We start from the raw sequence: 23,640 nt of genomic DNA on the forward strand, positions 1-23,640 counted from the left end.
TTTTTCATGGCCGCTTACAAATGACTAAGCGCACGGACGCCGCATGTTCTGGGTGGGGCGGAAGTGAAGTCGGAATGAGTTGTATGGCAATATTCGGCGCCATCGTGTTTCGAGAAGGAAGGCGGAATCAGTGAGCAGCAGGTTCGAGATTCACAGTGATGGGACAGGTGGCTACCGTCTTCTGCTCACCGACGAGCAGTGTGGCCTCCTGTGCGCTGTCGGCTCGTTCCCCGACAAGCAGGCGGCAGCGAAAGCAGTCATGCAGGTTCGTGAAGCTGCTGCGACAGCCCACATCATCGATTTGAGTTCTGTACCGGGTGAAGCCGGGGCGCCGACGCTGGCGCCGGCCGAGGACGACCAACCCCGGGTCATACATGCAGTCTCTGCCAGGCAGAGGGTGCGACGGGACAGCGGCGCGGAGCAGGCTCTGCTGCCAAGATCGGCATAAATCGTCGACTAGTGTAGGTGGCCCTCCGTTCCGATGCCGGGGGGCGTTAGTGCGGAGGCCGGAAGGGGCGGACAGCAGCGGTGGAGGTCTGGGCAGGGAATGCGTATCCTCTGGGTGCCACGTATGACGGCAACGGCACGAACTTCGCTGTCTTCAGCAGGGCCGCCACGCAGGTTTTCTTGTGCCTCTTTGACGACGACGGCGGCGAGACCCGGATCGCGTTGGAGGCGGTCGATGCCTATGTCTGGCACTGCTATCTGCCTCATGTGCTGCCCGGGCAGCTGTACGGCTACCGCGTCGAAGGCCCGTACGACCCGGCCCAGGGACTGCGCTGCAACCCGCACAAGCTGCTGCTTGATCCCTATGCGAAGGCCGTAACGGGCACGATCAGCTGGGATCAGGCCATGTTCTCCTACAATTTCGGTGATCCTGACTCGTTCAACGACCTTGATTCCGCGCCCTTCACTGCCAAGGGGGTGGTGATCAGCCCGTTCTTCGACTGGCAGGGCGACCGGCCCCCGAACATCCCGTACAACGACACCGTGATCTACGAGGCGCATGTCCGGGGACTGACCATGCTGCACCCGGAGGTGCCGGAGGAGGAGCGGGGCACCTTCGCCGGCGTGGCGCACCCCGCGGTCGTGGCGCACCTGCAGAAGCTGGGCGTCACCGCGATCGAGCTGATGCCGGTGCACCAGTTTGTCCATGACGGCACCCTGCAGGAAAGGGGTCTGTCGAACTATTGGGGCTACAACACGATCGGCTTTTTCGCCCCGCACCACGCGTACGCCTCCACGCGCGAGCCCGGGCAGCAGGTCCAGGAATTCAAGGCCATGGTGCGCTCCCTGCACCAGGCGGGCATCGAGGTCATCCTGGACGTGGTGTACAACCACACCGCCGAGGGCAACCACCTCGGGCCCACACTGTCGTTCCGGGGCATCGACAACGAGGCCTACTACCGGCTGGTCGAGGAGGACCGGCGCTACTACATGGACTACACCGGCACCGGGAACACGGTCAATGTCCGTAACCCGCACTCGCTGCAGCTGCTCATGGACTCGCTGCGCTACTGGGTAACCGAGATGCACGTGGACGGCTTCCGCTTTGACCTCGCGGCGACCTTGGCACGCGAGTTTTACGACGTGGACCGGCTTGCCAGCTTCTTCGACCTCGTGCAGCAGGACCCGGTCGTCTCGCAGGTGAAACTGATCGCCGAACCCTGGGACGTAGGTCCGGGCGGGTATCAGATCGGCAACTTCCCGCCGCTGTGGACGGAGTGGAACGGCAAATACCGGGACGCGGTGCGCGACTTCTGGCGTGGCGAACCGGGCACGCTGGGCGAATTCGCCTCCCGCCTGGCCGGGTCGGCAGACCTGTACGAGCATTCCGGCCGGCGTCCGGTGGCCTCGATCAACTTCGTCACCGCACACGACGGCTTCACCCTGCGCGACCTGGTCTCGTACAACGAGAAACACAACGAGGCGAACGGTGAGCACAACAACGACGGCGAGTCGCACAACCGCTCCTGGAACTGCGGCATCGAGGGCCCGACCGCGGACGAGAAAGTCCTGGCACTGCGGGCACGCCAGCAGCGCAACTTCCTGGCCACACTGCTGCTGTCCCAGGGCGTGCCGATGCTGCTGCACGGGGACGAGCTCGGCCGCACCCAGGAGGGCAACAACAACGCATACTGCCAGGACTCCGAACTGACCTGGGTACACTGGCAAGATACCGACCAGCCGCTGACTGAATTCGCCGCCGCCGTGAGCAGACTGCGCCGCGAACATCCCACCTTCCGCCGGGGCAGGTTTTTCCAGGGCCGGCCGGTGCGCCGCTCCCAAGGCGAACGCCTCCCGGACATCGTCTGGCTGAACCTGGACGCCTCCCCCATGCTCCCGGAGGACTGGGACCGGGAACTGGCCCGGGCCATCGGCGTGTTCTATAACGGCGCCTGGATCGGTAAAGACAACCGCGGCCGGGCAATCACCGACGATAACTTCCTGCTCTACTTCAACTCCAACGAAAATCCTGTCGTGTTCACCCTGCCCCCGGCGGAATACGCCGCGCAATGGGAACAGGTGCTCGACACCGCGGGCCAGCGCGCGGACAGCCGGATCCTGGACGCAGACGGTGAAATCGACGTCACCGGCAAATCCGTCCTGGTCCTACGGGCCCATACCCCGCCGCCCGAGGAACCGGACCACTCCGTGGCCGCGTCCCTTGCCATCCTCACCCGCAGCGCCCGCACCAGAACCGTCGCCCGCACCGGCGGCACGCAACCATCCTGAGCACGGACTCCCGCACCGTTGCACAAACGCTCGGAACCTATGCGCCGTTATCGGCATTGGTCCCAGGGACCTTGTGTACCTGGGAGAAGGCCTGCGCCGAGCGGCATTCTAGTTAGGACCTGGCAGGAGGAGCCGCTGGCAATCGTTCGCCCGCTGCGGCGGCATGCAGCCGGACCGAATGCCAGGGCCGTGGCCTCCGCCATTCCAAGAGGACTGTCCATTCGCAAAGTGGAACACTGAACGCATGCAACCAGACCGTGGGCCCACGTTCGCTGGCATCAACGTAGGCCGGCCGGCCGCCGGTGCCCTCATTGATGCCGGCTACTCCTCCATATCCGACCTGCCCGAGGATCTGGAGGAGCTCAAGAGTCTTCACGGCATCGGCCCGAAGGCCATTCGGCTGCTCAGAACAGCCCGGGAGCAAGGAAGCTAAAACCGCCGGCTCAAGACGGCAGCTAGCGATGACCGACAGACGCATGCCGAGTCACGACATATGCGCCGTTATCGGCTTTTCGCGACCGCACACGTTGACCGTCAGGTCAGCGGCAGGAGGCCCCATAGAGGCTCAGTACATAGTCGAGGTCACCGTCGTGTGGCTGGATCTCGTCTTCGCTGATGATGTCTACCGGTTCGGGTCCAAGGCCGTCATCGGTGCGGCGCATCCAGTAGGCCCAGCAGGTGCCGCCGCCGAATTTTGAATGGAATTTCGCGCCGGCGGGGTAGCTTCCGTCGTCGAGGACCTGCTCACGGATCCATTGGGCAATGAGTGTCGTCGCTTCCCTGTTCTCACCCGTTAGGGTTCCCAGGGTGATGCCGGCGATCCCGAGCTGTTCCTCGAATGCCTCGCCGAGGAATCTGTTGAGGGCGGCGACGGACTCGGCCGCGGTGAGATCAACCCAGGAGGCGAGGGTGTTCATGCGCAGCCGGTACATCAGCCGTCCGTCGCGCCAGCTCGCGGGCAGCCAGCCGGGCATCATGTTGCCGTTGCGGGCCCAGTCCTCCTCCACGAGCTTCTGGGCGTTCTCTTTTGTGATTCCGAACTGTTCGGCGGCGAAGGCGACGGCGGAGTTGAACTGGTCGCCGACGCGGGTGGGGGCGAGGGTTTCGGCGTAGGCTGTCCGCCGGTCGCCGGCCAGGTAGATTGTCGTGCCCGGAGTATCGAAGCGGGACCATCCGGAGCGGTTCGTCCCTGGCAGGTCCGGCCGGGGTCGGGGGTTCAGCGGTCCGTAGGAGCTCTTGGCGATCCGGTAGCCGGTCAAGCGGGTGTCGATGAGGGCCAGGCCGGTTTCGGTGCAGATTCGCATCAACCGGCGAACCGGTCTTCGGTCATGGCGACCGCCGCGTCCATCACTTCCTTGGAGCGCAATTCGCTGATGGCCTGGATGGGAGATACTTCGCCGAGCCACGGGTTGGCTCCGATGAACCAGAGACGGGCGACGTGCTCGCCTTCCACGCTGGAGACGGCCGTCCATGCACGGTGGGCCAGCTGCAGGCGCGCCTGGGCTTCGGGCTTCGGCTCAGGGCCGTCGGTACGGGCCCACTTGTAGCTGATCTTCGGATCCTTGCTGCCGGCGAGGGCCGCCACCAGGGTGGCGCCGAGGGAACTGTTGAGCTGGCGGACGATCTCGCGGATGCCCAGCCGCGCGGTGCCCGCGTGGGCTGCGCCAATGTCGATGGAAATACTCATGGGGTCGCTCCTCTCCTGCTCTGTCAGTCCACTCTATCCGTCCTGCCACAAGTAATCCACCAAAAAGCCACGCCTGGGGTCAAGACGGCGAAGGCTACGGATGAGCGGCCATGGAGCTGTCCGAGATCCAGGTCTTCCGCGCTCTCCTCTCATGTGCGCCGTTATCTGCAGATGTCTGAGTCAAGCTGCCGGATCTGCTCCTGCTGCCGGTTCGGCCTCCCTGGGACCTCAAAAGGGGGAAGCCATCAAATCCGGGGAAGCATTTAGACTCAAGGCGTTGGGGAGGAAGCGATGGTTTTATGGTGCTCAAATCGTACTGCCTGCCGGAGGCGTTCTTTCCTGAATACCTGGGCTCACTGTCCGTGGACGACCTGGTCCGCTTGTCGGCAGAGTTACAGGAACAGGCCTTCAGGGAGTGCAACAGCCGTGCGGGTTGGGCACGGCAGGAAACCCTGATGAGGCAGGCGCTGGTCGACCTCGTGCTCGCCTTCCGGCAAGAGGGTTGCGGGCGGGCTGGCTGACTGTTGTTTCCCGCGGCAATGCTTGATAACCGGTTCCGGGACTTTCAGGCAGTCTCTTTGCCGGTAATGCTCTGTCCGTCCCCGTCAGGGGGCTTCCACCGTTCATGAAGCTTTGCTTCGGCACCGCGACGCCGGCGCATCTGATCGCGAGAGCCTTCGATCCTTCCGGACGGAGAAAATGCGCGTTCCTGCCTGCACGCAGCGTCCCACGAACAGCAGAGGGAAGGTGCGGACATTCACACGCGCGCGTAGCGACCCGGATCCTCTGGCTTCGAGCCGATTATGCGCCGGGCGCTCCGTTCCAGGGCATGCGGCCTATAGTGGGGGGATGCCGGACCTTAACAACTGGCCGACGGCGCGGTTGTTGTCCACTGCCGCGCGACTGGTCGAGCATGCCTGGGATGAACAGCTCGCATCCCTGGGCCTGACCCATGCCGGGAGGATTGCGTTGGAAGTTCTCGATGCCGGCGGTCCCATGGTGCAGGCTGCGGTCGCTGCCGGCGTGCGCGTGCAGGCGCAGACCATGGGGAAGACCTTATCGAGGCTGCAGGCTCACGGGCACATCACGCGGGTGCCGAATCAGGCGGACAGGCGCTCCCACCGGGTGGCCGTTTCCGACCTCGGGAGAGCGGTGCTGGTTCGGGCCCGGGAGCTTGAGCTGACGTTGGCTCCCGGAGGGGACGCCGACGCGGTGGAATTGCGCGACAAGCTGGCGGCCGTCATTCGCCGGCTTGGGTCTGACCGCTGGGGGTAGATAGAGGGGGACCCGGAGTGAGCGCGACGAATCGGGCTCCCAACCGGACAGATTCGCCGGCATCGGCGTGTTGGCTGCCCCTAGGCCTGGGGCACCGATGTACCGGTCAAATATCTCCCCGAAGATCATCGCCTGCATCGGGTCCGATGACGACGATCATTACTGTCCCGGGTTTTGGTGGGTGCCGGCTGCCGTCAGCAATGGAGGCGAACATCGCCGGGCCTGCGGCCGGCGCGCCGTAGGCCACGCTCAGCCCTGCGTGTCCGTGCCGGGGTTGGCTTCACGCCTGTGGCGGGGTGAGGAGAACCGGTCCTCTGCGCAGGTCTGGGGGACTTCCCGGCCAGGTCTGGGGGACTTCCCGGCTAGGGGAACTATTTCCTTGGTGCCATATCGCCGGGTCCCTATCAGGGCTAACGTAAGGAGTAGACCCTGCGCGTTTGAATTCGCCCCCGGCAGGGGCCGGTTCAGGATCGATTTGTTTCGTACGGTGCACCCGGCGCCGGTGGAAACACTACTAAGGCCTTCCAGCCAAAGGCGAAGGAAGGCAACAGCGATGACTGGTGCAGGACTTCACGCAAAGCACCCTTTAACGGCCCGGGGCGTTTATCTGCTCGACGACCACGAGGTCGTGAGGCGGGGCCTGCGCCAGCTATTGGAATTCGATGATCGCCGTATCGCCGGGGAATCAGGGTCTGCGCGCGAAGCGGTCCGGCGGATCCCTGCCCTTCGCCCCGAGCTGGTCATCATCGGTGCCGATTTTCCGGACGGTGCCGGTGCGGACGTGTGCCGGGCCATCGCCGTGGCGGACGCGCGCATCAGGTGCGTGCTGATGACCGGGGACTGCGACGAACAGGTGCTGATCGATGCCATTCTGGCCGGGGCGTGGGGGTGCCTGTCCAAAGGAGATGACAATAGCGAACAACTCAGGCTGATCCGACGGGCCCTGGCAGGGCACACCGCGTACAGCGCCCGGTTCCGAACCGTAATCACGGCCCCGGTCTCCCCGTCTCGGCAGCAACGGCCGGATGAGGGACTCCTGACTCTGACTAAACGGGAAATGACCGTCGCCATCGGCCTCGGGAAAGGGCAGAGCAACCGCCAGATCAGTCAGGAGATGTCTCTGGCGGAAAAGACCGTGAAGAACATGGTCTCGACCATCCTGCGGAAACTGGGCGCGGCGCGCAGAACGCAGGCCGCCGTGCTCGTCACCAGGGCACTGGATTACTCGGAAGACACCGCAAACCGTGGCTACCGGTCCAGCCGGTTCCCGGAACTGATCCCCGAGGTCACGGCCGCGCTGCTGAACTGCATCAGCGAAACCGGCACCGTGCCGCCAACGGACGAAGCGCGGACAGCAAACGCGGCCCGGCTTGCCGACGCCCTGACCCTGACCCGGACCGGGCCGACGGTCACCGGCCCTCGACCGGGCAGTACGTAGGGGTTTTGTCGGATGGGTGCGAAGCGGAACCAGTGAAGTGTCACCAGGCCGCCTATACGGGCCTTGATCACCGGTGCCTGCGCTCCCGGCTGCGCCGTGCCATCATACTGCGGGCAGATGGCGGTGGCGTGCGGTGATCGGGTGCTTGGCGCGGGGTGTGTCAGTCTTGTTCACAGGCTCCTTGCGGCAATCGGCACCCGGCATACGGAAAGGCTCCCGGACAAACCCCCATAGCCGTCGTGCCCTTCCGGCAACCTGTCGGGCTGAGACCCGCGGCCCGACAGGCTTTGCTGCGCCCGGCCGCCAGCACCTTCCGGGCCGCTGTCGCGGTTTCGCCGGCGAACCGCCCGGGATGCCGGGCGGGCGTACGCTGAGATATGACGACTAATTATGTCCGGGGTGCTTCCATCACCAGCGCCGCGTCCCGTGTGGAAATCCAGGACATGCTCACCGACTACGGTGCCACCGGATTCCGCTGCGGCTGGGAGGAGGGCAGGGTAGCCATCGCCTTCACCGCCGGTGAACGTCGGTTCCGATTCGTCCTCGCCCTTCCCGGTTCGGCAGACCTAGCCGGTTCTGTCGGTGATCGGCTGCAGCCGCGCAGGCAGGGGACGGGCACTAAGTCTGTGGAGGAGCAGGCCCGCTGGTGCTGGCACAGACTGTCCCTGCTGATCCGTGCGAAGCTGGAGGCCGTAGCCTCGGGGATCGTCTCCTTCGATCAGGAGTTCCTGGCCTACATGGTCCTGCCCGGAGGGGGCACCGTTTTCCAGGACGCGGCACCGGCCATCGGCACCGCATACGCCACCGGGGTGCACACCGGACTTCTTAGGCAGGACGGCAGGCAGCCAGGGCTAGGCCCGGAAAATCCATAAAGTCAATCACCAGGCAGGAGTACGGGCATGAACGAGTCAGAGACATCACTGGTTATCAGGGCCGGGGCCGAGCTGCTCCGCGCCGCATCCTCCGATCCCCGGTCCAACGAAGGCTACCGTACGGTCAAAACCAATATCGCCATGGCCTTGGACAACATCGCGGCAGCGCTGAGCAACTTTGAGGCCGCCGGTGGAACCGTTAGCCGCTCAACCGGCTGGGTCCAGGACCTGAACCGGGTGGCCGATGACCTGAGGGACGGATAAAGCCCGCATCGGCCTTTCCTCTTACTTCTCGATGCTGTACTTAGCCTTGCTGCTTTGACTCCGGAAGTTGACGTATGCGCCGTTATCGGTACCTCTTCGACGGGGTCGTACCCGGATCGTCTGCCTGAGTCGTAGGCGCCGGGCGTGGCCGTCGGCTGTTGCCGGATTACCTCGTTAGCGCCAAACTGTATGGAAGTGCACGGATGAGGGCTGGGAGGCTCTCCTGAGCATTGGGGGAAATCATGAGCACAGGACGTTGGGGTTTCGCCGCTATCGTGGCTCTCCTCTCCGTATTGTCATTGATCTTCGTAGGGATATGGCTGTCGAACTTCGGCTGATTCACTGATCCTTGCGGTTCAGGGTAGTGCCAGCTGACCGCTCGCAGCTGCTCGCTGTGGCGGGGCTTCCTTTGCTCGATGATCTGATAGGCGGTTATTTGCCGAGGGCGTTCCAGTCTACGGCGACCAGGATAGCGGCGAAGCCGGCGAGTGGGACGGCCGTGCCCTCCAGCGGATAGCCGGGGCAAGTGGAGGACGCCCAGGTCTTTAGGTCAGCCACCTCCCAGAGCAGGGGAAATACCGGAAGCCCGTCTACAGCCGGGTAGTTTGGGCTGCGGCGTATGTTCAGCCGGCTGTCTTTGTTGCGGTTCCGGCCTGTTCGATGCGGTGCAGGAGGTCTGCAGGGAGCTTGATGGCCGTCGTTTCGAGGTTCGTCTGCAGGTGCTCCGGCCGCACAGTGCCGACCACGGCACTGGTGACGTGCGGGTTGTTGAGCACGTAGGCAAGGGCGACCTGGCTGGCCTTGAGCCCTTCGACGTCGTTGATGAAACGGAATTTCCGGCCCTGGATGAACTTGTGCCGGTGGTTCTTCAGCGCGCGCAGCAGGTACCAGACGTCGCTTGGGGCGGAGATCTTGAAGATGTCGCGTGAGTAGAGGGTCTGTGCCAGCGGCGATTTGATCATGATGCCGGTCCCGGCCTTCCCCGCGGCCGCTATGATCGTTGCCAGCGAGCGGTCAACGAGGTTGTACTCGACCATTAGGCAGTCGAAGATCCCCAGCTTTAGGGCGCGCTTCGCGCCGCCCGGCCCGGTGGATACGCCCAGCTCGCCGACCATGCCCTTGTCCTTGAGCTTGAGCAGGGTCTCGATCGCCGGGTCGGCAGGGCTGGGAAAGCCATGGAAATGCAGCAGCGGCAGATGGTCAAGGTGCAGCCGCCGCAAGCTCTCCCGCAGGCTGTGTTCGATCGAAGCCGGCGAAAAATCCTTCGTGTTCCGCCCTTTCGACCATACCGAGCCCACCTTGGTGGAAATGACCAGGTGCTTGGCGCGGCCGCGGAGGATCCGACCCAGCCGTTCTTCGGCGTGGCCACGGCTGTAATTGGGGCCGGTGTCGAAAAGGTTGATCCCGCCGTCGAGCGCCTGTTCCACCAGCCGCGCGGCCTGGCGGTCGTCGAAGGCCTTCATGCCCCAGTATCCGCCAGCGCCGAAGCTGATCTCGGATACTGACAGCCCTTTTTCCGAGCGTCCGCTGCTTCATTTCTCCCCCTCAGGCCACCACCGCGCATGACCGGCCCCAGTCAGGATATGGCACCCGCGGGTCCGCCGTCAGGAGGAACCCCACCCACAGTCCGTTGCCGTCTCGACCGCGCGGGCACTCCTCGGCGCGCCCCTCGACGCGGCCGGGCCAGAGCAAATACACCTACGCGGGCCGCTACATAAAGGTTCACCAGACGTAGGCGCCGGTAGCGGTTGCGGGGTGGTTCCGGTTTTGCGTTCAGGCGCTGGCTGCTGGAGGACCTATGGCTCTGATTTGCCGGACGGGGGCGGCGGCCGTGTGCCGGGCGGCGGCGGTTCAGCGCCGATAATCGTTGCCTGGTGGTCAACCAGCCCATCAGCCCCGATGCTCCCGGCGGGGACTACACCGTCTCCTGGCGCGTGGTCTCCTACGACTCCCACCCCCGAGGGAAATTACGGGTTTACCGCGACGGCCGGCGGGGAAGGTCGGGCGCCCGCATCTGCCGATGCGGTGCGGGACACTGAATCTGTTGCCGCCGGCACGGCCTTCCCGACCGGGACGGTAGTTTTCACTGCTGCCGCCGTACTGGCGTGACGGTAGCGGTCATCGCCCTTGGCGTGCGCAGACTCGTCCGCAAAACGATCCGGCTAACAGACAGGGGAACCGGCCAATCGGCCGGTTCCCCCCTGGCATCAATGTACGCACCCGGCAGTGCCGGCAATCCCGGGAAGCAGCTGCATAATATGTGGCCGCTTCAAGTCCTTTACGGCTGCTGTCCGTGGAATGGAGAAGCCGGGTACCCGTCTCTGTATGTCAGGCAGACCTTGCGTCATATGCGTCGTCATCGGCTGCCCCTGGGTTTGTCTGCAGAAGGCCGCCGCATATCGATGTCTTTGCGGGCGCAGTGACCGTCGTTTGGAGCTTCGCATCGATATAGAACCGGGGGTTATCCGGTTGAGTTCAGGAGGCTTCGGCGGCGGTTTTCAGGTCGGCGGCGAACCGGGTGAAGCTGTCATCGAAGTCCGGGATTTTGCCGGCGAAGAGCGGGAAGAGCGGGCCTCCGATGCGCTCGGTCATCCGAAACAGGGTGGTCCCCGGGCCGGCGGGGGAGAGGCTGAAGGTGCGCGTTCCCATGGCGTCGCCCCATACGAGGCGGGCGGGCGGCTCGCATTGCTTGATTCTGAGGGTGAAGGGGCGTTCGGGGGCCAGGGCGGAAACCAGCCGGATCCTGCCGCCTTGCCTGATCGCTCCGTCGAGGGACAGGACGGTCGAGTTCCACTGCGGGTAGGCCGCAGCGGTGGTGAGCAGGCTCCATATGGTGGCCGGTTCCGCACTGATGGCGCGTTGGACGCTGGTGGTGCGGCTGAACGTGGTGCGGTGGGTGGTCGCGGTTCCCTCGTGCGCGGATGCCATGCTTGCCTCAGACTTTCGATCAGATACTGGCCGGTCCATGCCAGCATACGGGCCGGTGGCGTCCACCAGATGTGCCGTTAGCCGCTCGAACCGTGCGGTTTCGAGCCCGGTCGTGCGCCGGGCGCCTCCGTTGCAGCGCATGCTGCCATAGTGGAGAGATGCCGGACCTTAGCAACTGGCCGACGGCACGGTTGTTGTCCACTGCCGCGCGAATGGTCGAGCATGCCTGAGATGAACAGCTCACATCCCTGGGCCTGATCCATGCCGGGAGAATTGCGTCGGAAGCTCTCGACGCCGGCGGTCCCATGGTGCAGGCTGCGGTCCCTGCCGGCGTGCGCGTGCACGCAGACCATGGGGAAGACCTTGTCGAGGCTGGAGGAGCACGGGCACATCACCCGGATGCCGAATCAGGTGGACAGGCGCTCCCATCGGGTGGCCGTTTCCGACCTCGGGAGAGCGGTGCTGGTGCAGGCCCGGGAGCTTGAGCGGACGGTGGTGCCCGGAGGCGAGGGTCAGGCGGAGGGTATGCGCGACAGGCTGACAGTCGTCATCCGGCGGCTCGGCGCTGACTGCTGGGGCTGGCGGACGCCGGAGATGCGCACCCGGCGCGGGAACCAGCCCCCTGTTCTTGACGGGGAGGACTCAAGGTTCATCCTCCCCGTGAGACTCCATCACCCAGCGGGCAGCATCGCGGGAGCACGGGAACCGTAATCGGCATCGATGGTGCCGGTCTGAATCCCGCGGGGCCAGCAGCCCGTTGCGCGCGCCTGCGCAGCTGCCTCTTGATGCAAACTACTTTGTAGTGCAAACTAGTTTGTGAAGACCCGAACAAGAGGTTGGAAGAGTCGTGACATCACCATCCCATGACCACTCCGTTTCCGGCGGCGAGCCCCAGGAGGCGCCGCTCGACCTGCACGCCGCTTTCCGTCTGGTCAACGATGCGGAAGCGAAGGCCCGGCAGGAGCTGTACGGCAACGAGGCGGTGATCTACGTGATATGGGGGACCGCCTGGCTGCTCGGCTATGGCACCCTGCACGGGTCCCGGTTTGGCTGGCTGCCGGTGGGCAGCGGGCAGGGGCTGGCGGTTCACGGAGGCTGCATCCTGGCGGCCTTGGTTTCCACGGTGGTGCTCATCAGCCGCCGGAACCGGGTGATCCGCGGCCATTCGTCCTACCTCGGTGCCTTGTACGGGGGCGGGTGGGCGCTGGGTTTCCTGACCATGGGCTGCCTGGGCGCCGTCGTGGGGGCCATGACAGCGGATTTCTGGCTGCGCAGCATGGCTCTGAACGGGATCGCGATCCTGATCGTCGGGCTGATGTACCTGGCCGGCGGCGCGATGTTCAACGACCGGAACCAGGCCGTCCTGGGCGTCTGGTTCCTCGTGGTGAACGTCGTGTCGCTGCTGGCCGGGCCGCTGCACTTCTTGACCGTGCTGGCCGTCCTCGGTCCGCTTGGCTTCTTCGGCGCAGCGGTTGCAGGCAGCATCCGGCGCCGCAGTCCGAGGGCAGGTGCCTGACCGTGCCCGAACTCGACCCGGTAATCCATGCCGAGTCCCGGCTGCGCACCATCACGGTGCTGAACCAGGTGGGGGAGCGGGACAAGATCGCCTTCACCAAACTCCGCAAGATCCTCGAGATGACCGCCGGCAACCTCTCGACGCACCTGCGCAAGCTCGAGGACGCCGGCTACGTCGAGGTCACCAAGACCATCGAAGGCCGGACGCCGGCCACCTACGTCGGGATCACGCCCAAGGGCCGTGCCGCCTACGCCGCCTACCGCGCCGCGCTGCAGGAACTGCTCGGCGGCGCCTGAACCGCATCTATCCAAGGAGCAAACACATGCCAGTCCCTGCACCAACCTTGGCAGCACCCGGTGAAAGTACGACGCCGGTACTCGCCGCGGCTACGGATGTCACCAAAAGCTTCGGCAGGGCCAAGGCCCTCAACGGGCTCAGCCTGTCCATCAACGCCGGCGAAGCGGTAGGCCTGCTGGGCCCGAACGGCGCCGGAAAGTCCACGCTGATCAGCCTGCTCTGCGGACTCCGCCGGCCCGATGCCGGCTCGGTCGAGATGTTCGGGCGGAATCCGCTGGACCCGAAGTCCCGGCTGCAGCTGGGCATCACCCCGCAGGCCACCTCTGTCCCGCAGACCCTGAAGCTGCGCGAAACCGTGGACTTCGTCGCCGCCCACTACCCGGAACCGACCCCCACGGCCGAACTGCTGGTCCGCTTCGGCCTGGCAGACATGGCGGACAAACAATGCGGGGCCCTCTCCGGCGGACAGCAGCGCCGCCTGCTCGTTGCCCTGGCCCTGGTCGGGCGGCCGCGGCTGGTGGTCCTCGACGAGCCGACCACCGGCCTGGACGTCGACGCTCGGGAGACCTTGTGGCAGCAGCTGCGGGACTACCGCAGCCAAGGCGGCACCCTGCTGATCACCAGCCACTACCTCGAAGAAATCCAGGCCCTGGCGAGCCGGGTCGTGGTCGTCGACCGCGGGACCGTCATCGCCGACGGCAGCGTGGACGATATCCGCAGCCACGTGGCCATCAGCAAGGTCACGTTAGAAGCCCGCTGCCGTCGTCGTCCTTCGACACTTGGCCGCACACGGTCAGCACGTCCGCTTCGGGCGCCGGAACGACCACCGTGGTCACCCAGGACGCCGACGCGACGGTGCGCCGGCTGGTCGGCGACGGCATCGAATTCAGCGGCCTCGAAGTCCACGCCGCCACCCTCGAGGAAGCCTTCGTGGCACTCACCCGCCATCCGGAAACCTCCGAGACCGTGAAGGAACCAGCATGAGCGCCCTGATCCGGCCCACTCCGGCCCGGCCCACACCTTCCGAACCCGGGGCCGCCCGACAGAAGCCCGACGCGGCTGCCACCGCCGCGCCGGCCCGGGCCGCGCTGGTCCTGGCGCACTCGAAGGCACAGATCCTCGAGCAGCTGCGGATCCCCGTCGCCGTCATCTCGTCCACCGTCTTTCCGACGCTCGCTCTGCTGTTCTTCGTCATCCCGCAGGAGTCCGTCACGGCCGACCCGCTGGCGTCGCTCACCGCGATCGCGCAGCTGGCGCTATTCGGCGTGATGAGCTCGTTCCTGTTCAACTACGGGATCGGCATCGCCGAGGAGCGGGCCAACCCGTGGAGCAGCTACCTGCGCACGCTGCCCGTCGGGCCGGTGCCGCCGACTATTGCCCGGGCGCTGCCGGCCATGCTGTTCGCGTTCTTCGCGCTTCTGCCGGTGCTCGTGATCGGGGCGCTGCTGACCGCCGCGCCGGAGGCGTTCGGCGACGGCGGCCTGTCCTGGTGGCGGGTGCCGCTGGCCGTGCTGGTGTGGCTGGCCTGCGGGCTGCCGTTCCTGGCACTCGGGCTGTTCATCGGCTACCTGTGCACCTCCAAGGTGGCCGTGGCGGTGACCCAGGTGGTGTTCTTCCCGATGGCCTTCGCCGGCGGGATGATGCTGCCGCCGGCGGCCTTCCCGTACTGGCTCGACGTGTTCTCCCTGATCCTGCCGTCCCGGGCCGCGCGCGATGTCTCGGTGTTTGCCCTGAGCGGGGAGGGCCTGCACGCAGGTTCGGTCCTGTGCCTGATCGTGTGGACGGTACTGCTGGGCGGGCTGGCGCTGTGGGCCAACCGGCGCGACCAGGGCCGCCACTTCCGGTAAGTTCCGCCCGCCTGGCGTGGGCTGTTGCCGTGAGGGCAGCGGTGACTTGAGCGTCTGCCTGTTGCGTCTAGGGCGGGTGTTGCCGTTTGTGGAGGAACGGTGGAAGTTCCGGGTGGATTTTGTGGGATTTCTGTAGCGGTGGCCTGAATAACGTTTTACCCAACAGCAAGCCGCTCCTTCCGAAAGGGAAATCCCATGACTAAGGCAACCACTTCCACCGCCCGCCGCAGCCGCATCCTGATCCCGCTCGCCGGCCTGCTCGTCGCCGGCGCGGTCGCCGTCGGTTCGGGTGCCGACTTCGCCGCCAGCTCGGTCAATAGCGGCAACGCCTTCACGGCCGGCTCGCTCTCCCAGACCAACAGCAAGGCTGATAAGGCCGTGTTCAACATGAGCAACCTCAAGCCCGGCGATAGCGTCACCGGATCCGTGACCATCACCAACTCCGGTTCCTTGCCGGCGTCCTTCACCCTGAAAGAGACGGCCACCAACGGCTTCACGGACCCCGCGCTGCTGACCCTGAAGGTCACCGATACCAAGAACTCGTCCACGGTCTACTCGGGCGCGCTGGGAGCGCTGGGCACCAAGGACCTCGGCTCCTGGGCAGCGGGCGAAGCGCGCGACTTCGTCTTCACCGCGACGTTGTCCCCGGCCGCCGGTAACACCGAGCAGGGCAAGACCGCTACGGCCGAGTACACATGGGGCTCCACCCAGGCCGCGGGCCAGGCGTACACCCAGCCGTAACCACCACGGTCCGCCGCCGCGGTCCATCCCCCGTGGGCCGCGGCGGTCCACCCTCAACCCCGAAAGGCCTGACATGGCACGCACACAAGGCGCCTGGCGCCGGCGGCTCCTCGGCAGCGTCCTCAACCTGGCCGCCGTGCTGGGCATCGCCGCCGCCGCCGCCGTCCTGGTTCCCGGGCTGCTGGGCATCGAGCGCTACGTCATCACGGGAACCTCGATGTCAGGCACCTTCGAGCGCGGTTCGCTGGCCTTCGAGGAACAGGTCCCGGTGGACCAGCTGCAGGTCGGCGATGTCATCACCTACATGCCGCCGCCCGATTCAGGGATCAGCCACCTGGTCACGCACCGGATCGTCAGTATCGAAGCCTCGGCAGAGGGGCCGGTCTACCGGACTAAGGGCGACGCGAACAGTTCGCAGGACCCATGGGAGTTCCGGCTCGATGAGCCCACCCAGCCCCGGGTTGTGACCACCGTGCCGTACGCCGGCTATGTATTCATCGCCTTGGCCGACAAAAACCAGCGGATGCTCATGATCGGCGTCCCGGCCGGCGCCGTCGCCGCCCTCTTCCTGGTAGACCTTATCCGCGGGCTGCGGCCGAAGACGCTTGACGCAGACCAATTGGCCCCCGCGGGAGACCCCGGGCGGGCCTGAAACGCGGCCGGACCCGGCCGCATGGAAGTAACAGTGCCGAAGGCGCCGCGTTGGGGGCGGCGCCTTCGGCACTGTTACTTTCCCGTGGACCTGCGTTGGACAGGCTGTGTACGGCCGCCGCCTAGCCTTGAAACCACCACCGTCCCCACGCCGCCGCGACCAGGAGAAAGCCCCGGAAATGAGAGCCCGTGCAGCACTGCTCGTCCTCGTGACCGCCGCCATGGCCGTCATCTGGGCCGGCATGCCGGGATTCTCCACCGCCGCCTACACCGCGAGCACCACGAACACCGGCTCCCGGGTGACCGCCGCCGCGGACTGGACGCCACCTGCCGTCGTGCTCACCGCCCCCGGCGCCTCGGTCAAGGACACCGTGACGCTCACGGCCGCCGCGACCGACGGCGAGACCGGCGTGAAGAACGCCGCCATCCAGTACCTGGCCGCCGACGGCTCCACCTGGGTGACGATCTGCACGGCCGCCGGGGCGCCCTACGCGTGCGCCTGGAACACCAGGACGCTCGCCGACGGCAGCTATGAGCTCAGGGCGACCGCGACCGACAACGCGGGCTACTCCGCCACGTCCCCTACCGTCCGCACCATCGTGGCGAACAACCTGCTGGTTGTCCTGGGCGACGTGGCCGACGCGGTCCGCGGCAGCACCGGCCTGTCCGCCGCCGTCTACAACGCCGGCCTGCTGGTGCCCGTGGTCCGGTTCGAGTACTCGCCCGCCGACACGAACAACTGGAAGAGCATCTGCACCAACCTGTCGGCCCCGTACTCCTGCTCCTGGAACACCGCCGCCCTGGCCAACGACTTCTATGATGTGCGGGCGGTGGCCGTCGCCGGGGGCACCACCTACTACTCCGTTATCGCCGACGACGTGCTGGCGGACAACCAGGCCCCGGCCGTCACCATGACCGACCCCGGCACGCCGCTCAGCGGCACCCGCACCTTCCAGGCCGCCGCCTCCGACGCCCACTCCGGCATCGCGAAGACCGTCATCCAGTCCGCGCCCGCCGGCTCAGGCACCTACAGGGACCTCTGCACCATCAACACCGAGCCCTACTCCTGCCGCTTCGACACGAAATCCCTGACCGACGGCAACTACACCTTCCGGGCCGTCGCCACCGACCTGGCCGGCAACAGCACCGTATCCGCGCCCACTGCCAGCCGGGTGGTGGACAACACGGTCTCGGCGGTCTCGATGGACAACCCCGGGATCTACCTGACCGGCACCGTCACCCTGTCCGCTGCGGCCAGCTCCAACGCCGGCGTACGATCGGTCACCATCCAGCGCGCACCCGGCGGCACCACCACCTGGACCGATGTCTGCACCGACACCACCGCACCCTACAGCTGCAGCTGGAACAGCGCCACCGTGGCCAACGGGCTCTACGACTTCCGCGCGGTCCTGGTCGACGGCGCCGGGCAGACCACGATTTCCGCACCCACTGCCGGGCACCAGGTGGACAACACCCCGCTGCGCGGTTACGACGTCCAGGCCGTCAACGCCGTGACCGTCGGCAAGCTCCAGCCCGGAGACTCACTGACCTTCACCTACAACCAGCGCGTCAACCTGACCTCCCTCGCCGCGGGCTGGACCGGCAGCGCCCAGGCCATCACCGTCCGGCTGCGCGACGGCGCCCTGCTCGGACTCGGCACGACCGGCGACACCCTCGACGTCCAGTACGCCGGCGGAGCGGTCAACCTCGGATCCGTGAACCTAAAGCAGAACTTCGTCAAGGCCAGCAAGACCGTGACGTTCAACGCCACCATGACCGCGGGTACGACGACGGCGAACGGGCTCCAGGCGAGCACGGTCACCATCACCCTGGGTACGGTCGCCAGCAACAGCAGCAGCCTGCGCACGGCATCAACGGCGGCGAGCATGGTCTGGACCCCGTCCAGCGCAGCCAGGGATCTCAACGGCGTAGCGGCCTCCACCGCGCCCGTCACCGAAGGAGGAACCCTTGACCGTGATTTCTAAGCCCCGCAACACACTCCTGGGAGCCGCGGGCGTGGCGGCCCTGACCCTGTCGCTGATCCAGTTCGGCCAGGCTTTCGAGAGCTTCGGCCGCGCGGACCACATCGGCCTGGTGCTGGCCTTCTGCGGGGCCGCAGGGACCGCGGCTGCGGTGCGGCTCCTGATCACCGGCTGCTTCGAGTCACGGCTGTTCACCGCGATCCTTGCGCTCTCCGCCCTGCTCGGGCAGATCCTGCGGGTGACCATGGGCTGGCCCGGCGACCCGGCCACCGGCTGGACCGTGTACGGAGTGCTGGCAGCCGTCCTTTCGTCCGCTGTTCTGGTTCTGGTCACGCTCGCCGGATACCGCTCCTTCATCAACCCGGACGCCGGTACCATGTGTTAAATGATTCACCATGTGCTGGTGGTTGAGGATGATGACGGTATAGCCCTGCCCCTCATCCGGACCCTTCAACGCGAAGGCTATGACGTGGCACGGGAGTCCGAGGGACTGGCCGGTCTTAAGCGCGCACTGGCCGGCCCGGTCGACCTGGTCATCCTCGACCTCGGACTGCCGGACGTGGACGGCCTGGAAGTGTGCCGCCGGCTGCGCGAGGACGGCTACGGCGGCACCATCCTGATCCTCACGGCGCGCGCCGGTGAGCTGGACCGGGTCGTCGGACTCGATGTCGGCGCCGACGACTACATGGCCAAGCCCTTCGGCCTCGCCGAGCTGCTGGCCCGGACCCGGGCACTGCTCCGCCGGACCCGCGTGACCGTGCCGGCCGCCGGAGCAGCCGATCCTGCCGCCTGGCCCGCCGCGGCGACGGCCGCCACCCCGCCATCTGTCCTGCACGTGGACATCCAGTCCCGCCGTGCACTCGTTGAAGGGCACGAAGTCCCGTTGACCGCCAAGGAATTCGACGTCCTGGCCCTGCTGAATTCCGAACCGGGCACCGTCTTCACCCGGGAGAGACTCATGGATACCGTCTGGGACGAAAACTGGTTCGGATCCACCAAGACCCTCGACGTCACCATCGGCCGGCTCCGCCAGAAACTGGAAGAACACGGGGCCCCGGCCCGGGTAACCACCGTCCGCGGTGTCGGCTTCCGGCTCGAAGCGACGTAAGCCAATGCGTGAACGCCTCGTAGCCGCCTTCGTCAGCCTGGCCGTCGCGCTGGTCGCCTTCTACGCCATCCCGCGCTCCTACGACATCGCCGCCGACATCCGCGCCGCCGAGAACCGCAAGATCGAACGCTCCATCGACCTGATGGCCCTGCTCCTACCCGAACACGACGAATCGGGCACCATCACGGACGCGTACCTGGCCGGGCTGCTCAACCAGGAGGAACGGCTCGAATACACTGCCGCGGACGGCAGCCTCGTAGCCGCCGCCGGCGCGGCACTGCCCGAGCTGCCCTCGAACATCGTCATGAGCCGCACCCTGCCGGACGGATCGGCCATCACCCTCGCACGGTCCGGCGACTTCGTGGAAGCCCGCGTCACCCGGGAACTGACCGACCTGGCCGTCCTCGGGCTGGGGCTCCTGGCGGTGGCCGTAGCGGCCGGCCTCGTCATGGCACGATTCATGGCACGCCCCTTCCTGGAACTCGCCCGGCTGGCCAAAAGGCTGGGTTCGGGCGGCTTCGAAGACCGCATCCCAAGGTTCAGGGTCCCGGAGGCGGACGGCATCGGCCGCGCCCTCCAGTCCAGCTCCCTCGCACTCAAGGACATGCTGCGCCGGGAACGCGAGTTCGCATCCAACGCCTCGCACCAGCTGCGCACCCCCCTCACCGCGCTGCGCCTGGAGATCGAAGACCTCACCCTGCGCAGGGACACCCCGCCCGGCATCGCGGAGGACCTAGGACGCGCCCTAAGGGAAGTGGACCGGCTCAATCAAGCCGTCAGTGACCTGCTGGACCTGGCCCGCAACCAACGGATGGCCGCCGGAACCGGGACCGACCTCGCGGAAATCGCAGCCGGCGCCGTCACCCGCTGGCGGCCAGCCGCGGCCGGTCAGGGGCGCCTGCTCGAAGCCCGACTGCCCGATTCCCTTCCCGCCCCAGTACCCAAGGGCCCGGTGCAGCAGATCCTCGATGTCCTGATCGACAATGCCCTCAAACACGGCCAAGGCACCGTGACCGTCCGCGCCGCCGACGCCGGCACCCACCTCTCCCTCACCGTGGCCGACGCCGGCCCGCGGCCCGCCGGAGACATCTTCCACCGCCACGTGACCGACGGAACCGGAGAAGGCATCGGTCTGGCCCTGGCCGGCGAACTCGCCGAATCCATCGGATGCCACCTTGGCCTGGCCACCGCCCGGAAGACCAGCTTCATCCTAAAGCTTCCGATCCCGGTCCCCGCCCGGACAGCATCCAGCGCAGGACAAGAACTAACGATCTCCTAGACACCCACCTTCCTGCAGCTGTCGCGGCGGGCCACGGTTCCCGGTGAACGGAAACGCGCGCTGAAAGCGAAACCTGAAGCCCCTCGATCAGAACGCCGACGGTGGACCCCCGCGACCGCTGGGCAGACGACTGTGCCGCCAGCGAGGAGTGGGAGCTGAGCGGCTCTGACCTCGATGAGGTCCTGGAGTGGATCCCGTTGCAATCCTGCGGACGCCCGCACAGCCTGTGGGCAGTGGCCCGATCACCGGGCAACGTCTGCCTTGTACGTCTTCCTGGCATCGACCTTGATGCACAGCCCGGTAGGTGGCCGAGCTGGGCCAGCCGGGTATACCGGTGAGGATCGACCGAGGTGAGTGTCTGCGCTCTTCGTTGTCCTTATCGGCGGAACGGAAGCCATAGCGATTCACGTAGTCGTGGATTAGCGTGATGCTGTGAAGAAACCTTTAGCCTCAGCCGCATTCGTCGGACTGATGTTGATGTTGGTCGGGTGCGGTACGTCCGTGTCCGGAACGGAAGGAACAGACCCGGCTGCGGCTCCATCCACGCCGTCCCCGACGGTTTGTCCCGCCGGCGCCGGGGCTGCGCTGGCGCCGGAATCGGGGACGTTGTTCGGGGTGAACCTGGACTGGGCCAACCAGTCCCTGGCCGGCTATGCGGCGGACTTGGGCCAGAAACCCGCGGTCGCGGTGTCCTTCACGGACTTCCCTTACGATGGGGCGGACCGGGCGAATCTGCAGGCCGCGGTCGAGCAGGTCCGCGGCGACGGGCAGTCGCTGCTGCTGACGCTGGAGCCGCGGGACGGGCTGACGTCAGTGACGGACGGCGCTGTCGAGGACCTGGCTGCGGACCTGAAGGACTTTAACGACGCCGGTGTGCCGGTGATCGTGCGTTTTGCCCACGAGATGAACGGTTCCTGGTACGCCTGGTCCCAGCAGCCCAAGGCCTACATCAAGGCCTTCCGCAAGGTCGCGGACGCGGTCCACGAGGAAGCGCCGGGCTCATCGATGATGTGGGCACCCAACTATGGGGGCGGTTACCCCTTCAGCGGCGGCAAGCACGCCGCCAGGACCGGAACCGCCGACTTCCGGTTGCTGGACACCGACGGCGACGGCGTCCTGACCATGGCGGACGACCCCTACGCGCCGTACTATCCGGGGGACGCGGCCGTGGACTGGGTCGGCATGTCGCTCTACCACTGGGGCTCGGCCCACCCCTGGGGCGAGAACGAGGTACCGGAACCGGGCAAGTTCGCCGACCAGCTCACCGGCACCTATGACGGGCTCGGCGGTGACGACACACCCGTGCCTGACTTCTACGCCGAGTACGCGGAGGAGCGCGGCAAACCGCTGGCGATCCCGGAGACCGCGGCCCTGTATGTCGAGGACGGCGGCGGCGCTTCCGAAGCCGAGATCAAGCAAGCCTGGTGGGAACAGCTCTTCGCCGCCGAAACCGCCCGGGACTTCCCGCAGCTGCGGATGCTCAACTGGTTCGAATGGCACAAGCACGAAACCGAGATCGGCGGGGACGTGGATTGGCGGGCCGCCGGCGACCCCGGCATCCGCACCGCCTTCCGCGACGCCCTGCCGGCCTGGCTGCGCTTTGGGGCCGCGGGTGGCACCTGCCCGCAGGGCTGAGCACTCCTTCGTGCGAGGCCCCGACCGCCCGGCCGACCTCCGCAGGCGGGTGTAAGGCTATCGGGGGATGGAGGCCAGGGTGGGAACCTCCCGCCGCCGGCAGTAGCAGCCGTCCGGCTAAGGCGTGCCATTCGGCGAACGGCGGTGCCCCGGAGCCTGGTGGGCACCGGTCCGGGGCACAGCCGCCGTCCCCCATGCCGGGGGAGTGTACGGGCGGATGGCGTTGGGGAACCATCCGCCCCATCCTGGTGCGCCCAGTGTTTGGGATGAGCGATCCGGGAGACACCATCATTCTCGCAACCGCTGGGGGCCTGAGCCAGAGTCAATTGCGGGGGTCGGTGCAATCCCCAAACGAGAGGATTGCAGGACCGGCCCGAACCATGCCGGCCGTGGCAGCGCCCGTCCTGTCCGAGGCACTGCCACGGCCGTGCGTACCGGGCGGGATGACCGGCACCGCTCAGGCGTGACCTATCGGGCCGCGTCGGCGTTCTGCTGCCCGGTGATGTTGACCATCCAGTTCACGCCGAAACGGTCGGTGAGCTGGCCGAAGTAATCGCCCCACGGGGCCTGTTCCAGCGGCACGGTGATGGCCGCGCCGTCGCTGAGGCCTTCCCAGTAGCCGCGCAGTGTGTCGTCATCGGCAGGGTTCTCCCCGTTGGAGCTGAGCGAGACCGTGCCGTTGGCGGGTGAGGGCATGCCGACCGGTGCGTCGGCAGCCATCAGATGGAAGCCGCGGTCCGTGAAGAGCGAGGAGTGCATGATGTTCGATGCGGTCGCCGGGTTCTCATCACCCATTCCTTCGGTATAGGTCATCTTGTTCAGCTCGCCGCCGAACACGGAGTGGTAGAACGCGACGGCCTCCGCCGCGTTGCCGGTGAACTGCAAGTAAGGGTTGAGTCCGAGTGCCATAGCCTGCCTTCCGGTGTGAGTGTCGGCCCGTACGGTGCCGGATCCAGTGTTGCGCATCCCGGCCCCCTCTCGGAAGGGCCGGCCATCACCGCAGGTTGGTCGGCAGGCGGCTGCGCGTCGCGTCATCAGGCAACGGCAGGTGACACCTTCCCGTACGGGGAAGAGATGAGCGGGCTCGGGTTCGATGAACGGCCACCATTGGCAACGGCACTTCTACGGACCCGGTTCACGCCCGGGGACGCTACCGGTCATGATCGGCTGTTGTCCGGTGCCGGTGCCGGTGGCCGGTGCCGGCGCCGGTCCAGGGATCGGAGGGCCGGTCCCTTCCAAGGATTCAGCGGCTCTGCCTGCAGGCAGTTGTCTGTGCCGCGAGTCGTCGCGCAATGCGGCGGTGTAAGGGGACTCAGGATTTTCCTAGGGCGAGCCGGTTAGCTTGGCATGCCGTGAAGCAGCGGGCGAAGTTGACGGGAAGAGT

The 23,640-nt window shown here is 66.5% G+C and carries 25 protein-coding genes; 20 read left to right on the forward strand and 5 right to left on the reverse strand.

The genetic code is table 11. From position 1 onward, the window contains the following. The first annotated feature begins 528 nt into the window (after window positions 1-528). Complete coding sequence (gene glgX, locus AHIS1636_RS15850) at window positions 529-2,736, forward strand: glycogen debranching protein GlgX (RefSeq protein WP_264796811.1); 2,208 nt, start codon at window positions 529-531, stop codon at window positions 2,734-2,736. A 244-nt stretch (window positions 2,737-2,980) separates the two neighbouring features. Further along, on the forward strand, window positions 2,981-3,169 hold the full coding sequence (locus AHIS1636_RS15855) for a helix-hairpin-helix domain-containing protein (protein WP_264796812.1): 189 nt from the start codon (window positions 2,981-2,983) through the stop codon (window positions 3,167-3,169). 106 nt (window positions 3,170-3,275) lie between these two features. On the opposite strand, the gene AHIS1636_RS15860 is transcribed toward AHIS1636_RS15855, so the two are convergent. Together AHIS1636_RS15860 and AHIS1636_RS15865 are read right to left on the reverse strand one after the other, a co-directional pair. Then, window positions 3,276-4,040 carry an RES domain-containing protein gene (locus AHIS1636_RS15860; RefSeq protein ID WP_264796813.1) on the reverse strand — a complete coding sequence of 255 codons (765 nt, stop codon included), beginning with the start codon at window positions 4,038-4,040 and terminating at the stop codon, window positions 3,276-3,278. Further along, window positions 4,040-4,423, reverse strand: coding sequence for a hypothetical protein (locus AHIS1636_RS15865; protein WP_264796815.1), 384 nt, complete (start codon window positions 4,421-4,423; stop codon window positions 4,040-4,042). Before AHIS1636_RS15865 ends, AHIS1636_RS15860 begins: the two co-directional genes overlap by 1 nt. A gap of 299 nt (window positions 4,424-4,722) precedes the next feature. On the opposite strand from AHIS1636_RS15865, the gene AHIS1636_RS15870 reads away from it, so the two are divergent. The 5 genes from AHIS1636_RS15870 to AHIS1636_RS15890 all read left to right on the forward strand — a co-directional run bounded on the left by AHIS1636_RS15870 (window position 4,723) and on the right by AHIS1636_RS15890 (window position 8,272). Beyond that, window positions 4,723-4,944: a hypothetical protein gene (locus AHIS1636_RS15870; protein WP_264796816.1), complete on the forward strand. Its 222-nt coding sequence runs from the start codon at window positions 4,723-4,725 to the stop codon at window positions 4,942-4,944. A gap of 328 nt (window positions 4,945-5,272) precedes the next feature. Beyond that, the gene (locus AHIS1636_RS15875) at window positions 5,273-5,698 is read left to right on the forward strand and encodes a MarR family winged helix-turn-helix transcriptional regulator (protein ID WP_264796817.1); all 426 of its coding nucleotides are present in this window, start codon (window positions 5,273-5,275) and stop codon (window positions 5,696-5,698) included. A 475-nt stretch (window positions 5,699-6,173) separates the two neighbouring features. Then, on the forward strand, window positions 6,174-7,136 hold the full coding sequence (locus AHIS1636_RS15880) for a response regulator (protein ID WP_264796818.1): 963 nt from the start codon (window positions 6,174-6,176) through the stop codon (window positions 7,134-7,136). A 377-nt stretch (window positions 7,137-7,513) separates the two neighbouring features. After that, window positions 7,514-8,008 carry a hypothetical protein gene (locus AHIS1636_RS15885; protein WP_264796819.1) on the forward strand — a complete coding sequence of 165 codons (495 nt, stop codon included), beginning with the start codon at window positions 7,514-7,516 and terminating at the stop codon, window positions 8,006-8,008. A gap of 27 nt (window positions 8,009-8,035) precedes the next feature. Then, window positions 8,036-8,272 (forward strand): hypothetical protein, encoded by a 237-nt coding sequence (locus tag AHIS1636_RS15890; RefSeq protein WP_264796820.1) that lies wholly within the window; start codon window positions 8,036-8,038, stop codon window positions 8,270-8,272. 623 nt (window positions 8,273-8,895) lie between these two features. On the opposite strand, the gene AHIS1636_RS15895 is transcribed toward AHIS1636_RS15890, so the two are convergent. Next, window positions 8,896-9,780, reverse strand: coding sequence for an aldo/keto reductase (locus AHIS1636_RS15895; RefSeq protein WP_309298619.1), 885 nt, complete (start codon window positions 9,778-9,780; stop codon window positions 8,896-8,898). A gap of 366 nt (window positions 9,781-10,146) precedes the next feature. Between AHIS1636_RS15895 and AHIS1636_RS15900 the strand changes: the two genes are divergently transcribed. Then, complete coding sequence (locus tag AHIS1636_RS15900; RefSeq protein ID WP_264796821.1) at window positions 10,147-10,311, forward strand: copper resistance protein CopC; 165 nt, start codon at window positions 10,147-10,149, stop codon at window positions 10,309-10,311. Window positions 10,312-10,747: 436 nt separating this feature from the next. Here the strand turns inward: AHIS1636_RS15900 and AHIS1636_RS15905 are convergent, their stop codons facing one another. Next, window positions 10,748-11,200: an SRPBCC domain-containing protein gene (locus AHIS1636_RS15905; protein ID WP_264796822.1), complete on the reverse strand. Its 453-nt coding sequence runs from the start codon at window positions 11,198-11,200 to the stop codon at window positions 10,748-10,750. Between the two features lie 351 nt (window positions 11,201-11,551). Between AHIS1636_RS15905 and AHIS1636_RS15910 the strand changes: the two genes are divergently transcribed. From AHIS1636_RS15910 to AHIS1636_RS15965, 12 genes are all read left to right on the forward strand, one after another. Further along, window positions 11,552-11,911, forward strand: a complete 360-nt coding sequence (locus AHIS1636_RS15910) for a winged helix DNA-binding protein (RefSeq protein WP_264796823.1) — start codon at window positions 11,552-11,554, stop codon at window positions 11,909-11,911. Window positions 11,912-12,047: 136 nt separating this feature from the next. Beyond that, window positions 12,048-12,716, forward strand: a complete 669-nt coding sequence (locus tag AHIS1636_RS15915; protein WP_264796824.1) for a hypothetical protein — start codon at window positions 12,048-12,050, stop codon at window positions 12,714-12,716. 2 nt (window positions 12,717-12,718) lie between these two features. Beyond that, window positions 12,719-13,012, forward strand: coding sequence for a transcriptional regulator (locus tag AHIS1636_RS15920; RefSeq protein WP_264796825.1), 294 nt, complete (start codon window positions 12,719-12,721; stop codon window positions 13,010-13,012). 26 nt (window positions 13,013-13,038) lie between these two features. Beyond that, window positions 13,039-13,983, forward strand: a complete 945-nt coding sequence (locus AHIS1636_RS15925; RefSeq protein ID WP_264796826.1) for an ABC transporter ATP-binding protein — start codon at window positions 13,039-13,041, stop codon at window positions 13,981-13,983. 10 nt (window positions 13,984-13,993) lie between these two features. Next, window positions 13,994-14,860 (forward strand): ABC transporter permease, encoded by an 867-nt coding sequence (locus AHIS1636_RS15930; protein WP_264796827.1) that lies wholly within the window; start codon window positions 13,994-13,996, stop codon window positions 14,858-14,860. Between the two features lie 195 nt (window positions 14,861-15,055). Then, on the forward strand, window positions 15,056-15,601 hold the full coding sequence (locus AHIS1636_RS15935) for a TasA family protein (protein WP_264796828.1): 546 nt from the start codon (window positions 15,056-15,058) through the stop codon (window positions 15,599-15,601). A gap of 73 nt (window positions 15,602-15,674) precedes the next feature. Continuing rightward, on the forward strand, window positions 15,675-16,253 hold the full coding sequence (locus AHIS1636_RS15940; RefSeq protein WP_264796829.1) for a signal peptidase I: 579 nt from the start codon (window positions 15,675-15,677) through the stop codon (window positions 16,251-16,253). Between the two features lie 178 nt (window positions 16,254-16,431). After that, window positions 16,432-18,237, forward strand: coding sequence for an Ig-like domain-containing protein (locus AHIS1636_RS15945; RefSeq protein WP_264796830.1), 1,806 nt, complete (start codon window positions 16,432-16,434; stop codon window positions 18,235-18,237). Further along, complete coding sequence (locus AHIS1636_RS15950; RefSeq protein WP_264796831.1) at window positions 18,221-18,619, forward strand: hypothetical protein; 399 nt, start codon at window positions 18,221-18,223, stop codon at window positions 18,617-18,619. The genes AHIS1636_RS15945 and AHIS1636_RS15950 overlap by 17 nt, the downstream gene beginning before the upstream one ends. Beyond that, a complete protein-coding gene (locus AHIS1636_RS15955; RefSeq protein ID WP_264796832.1) occupies window positions 18,620-19,342 on the forward strand; it encodes a response regulator transcription factor in 723 nt (240 codons plus the stop codon). It abuts the gene before it with no gap. A 4-nt stretch (window positions 19,343-19,346) separates the two neighbouring features. Then, a complete protein-coding gene (locus AHIS1636_RS15960; protein ID WP_264796833.1) occupies window positions 19,347-20,621 on the forward strand; it encodes a sensor histidine kinase in 1,275 nt (424 codons plus the stop codon). 615 nt (window positions 20,622-21,236) lie between these two features. Beyond that, window positions 21,237-22,256 (forward strand): glycoside hydrolase family 26 protein, encoded by a 1,020-nt coding sequence (locus AHIS1636_RS15965; RefSeq protein WP_264796834.1) that lies wholly within the window; start codon window positions 21,237-21,239, stop codon window positions 22,254-22,256. Window positions 22,257-22,724: 468 nt separating this feature from the next. On the opposite strand, the gene AHIS1636_RS15970 is transcribed toward AHIS1636_RS15965, so the two are convergent. Further along, entirely contained in the window at window positions 22,725-23,165 is a 441-nt protein-coding gene (locus AHIS1636_RS15970) for a VOC family protein (RefSeq protein WP_264796835.1), read from the reverse strand. Window positions 23,166-23,640: the final 475 nt, after the last annotated feature.

The sequence above is a fragment of the Arthrobacter mangrovi genome, assembly GCF_026011795.1.
In the GTDB taxonomy this organism is placed as follows: Bacteria; Actinomycetota; Actinomycetes; order Actinomycetales; family Micrococcaceae; genus Crystallibacter; species Crystallibacter mangrovi.

Coding starts and splice junctions, on each gene's coding strand:
- AHIS1636_RS15910 (WP_264796823.1), top strand. CDS start 11,552: ATGGGGAAGACCTTGTCGAGGCTGGAGGAGCACGGGCACATCACCCGG.
- AHIS1636_RS15930 (WP_264796827.1), top strand. CDS start 13,994: ATGAGCGCCCTGATCCGGCCCACTCCGGCCCGGCCCACACCTTCCGAA.
- AHIS1636_RS15935 (WP_264796828.1), top strand. CDS start 15,056: ATGACTAAGGCAACCACTTCCACCGCCCGCCGCAGCCGCATCCTGATC.
- AHIS1636_RS15960 (WP_264796833.1), top strand. CDS start 19,347: ATGCGTGAACGCCTCGTAGCCGCCTTCGTCAGCCTGGCCGTCGCGCTG.
- AHIS1636_RS15970 (WP_264796835.1), bottom strand. CDS start 23,165: ATGGCACTCGGACTCAACCCTTACTTGCAGTTCACCGGCAACGCGGCG.
- AHIS1636_RS15925 (WP_264796826.1), top strand. CDS start 13,039: ATGCCAGTCCCTGCACCAACCTTGGCAGCACCCGGTGAAAGTACGACG.
- AHIS1636_RS15945 (WP_264796830.1), top strand. CDS start 16,432: ATGAGAGCCCGTGCAGCACTGCTCGTCCTCGTGACCGCCGCCATGGCC.
- AHIS1636_RS15890 (WP_264796820.1), top strand. CDS start 8,036: ATGAACGAGTCAGAGACATCACTGGTTATCAGGGCCGGGGCCGAGCTG.
- AHIS1636_RS15875 (WP_264796817.1), top strand. CDS start 5,273: ATGCCGGACCTTAACAACTGGCCGACGGCGCGGTTGTTGTCCACTGCC.
- AHIS1636_RS15905 (WP_264796822.1), bottom strand. CDS start 11,200: ATGGCATCCGCGCACGAGGGAACCGCGACCACCCACCGCACCACGTTC.
- AHIS1636_RS15865 (WP_264796815.1), bottom strand. CDS start 4,423: ATGAGTATTTCCATCGACATTGGCGCAGCCCACGCGGGCACCGCGCGG.
- AHIS1636_RS15955 (WP_264796832.1), top strand. CDS start 18,620: ATGATTCACCATGTGCTGGTGGTTGAGGATGATGACGGTATAGCCCTG.
- AHIS1636_RS15885 (WP_264796819.1), top strand. CDS start 7,514: ATGACGACTAATTATGTCCGGGGTGCTTCCATCACCAGCGCCGCGTCC.
- AHIS1636_RS15940 (WP_264796829.1), top strand. CDS start 15,675: ATGGCACGCACACAAGGCGCCTGGCGCCGGCGGCTCCTCGGCAGCGTC.
- AHIS1636_RS15855 (WP_264796812.1), top strand. CDS start 2,981: ATGCAACCAGACCGTGGGCCCACGTTCGCTGGCATCAACGTAGGCCGG.
- AHIS1636_RS15870 (WP_264796816.1), top strand. CDS start 4,723: ATGGTGCTCAAATCGTACTGCCTGCCGGAGGCGTTCTTTCCTGAATAC.
- AHIS1636_RS15860 (WP_264796813.1), bottom strand. CDS start 4,040: ATGCGAATCTGCACCGAAACCGGCCTGGCCCTCATCGACACCCGCTTG.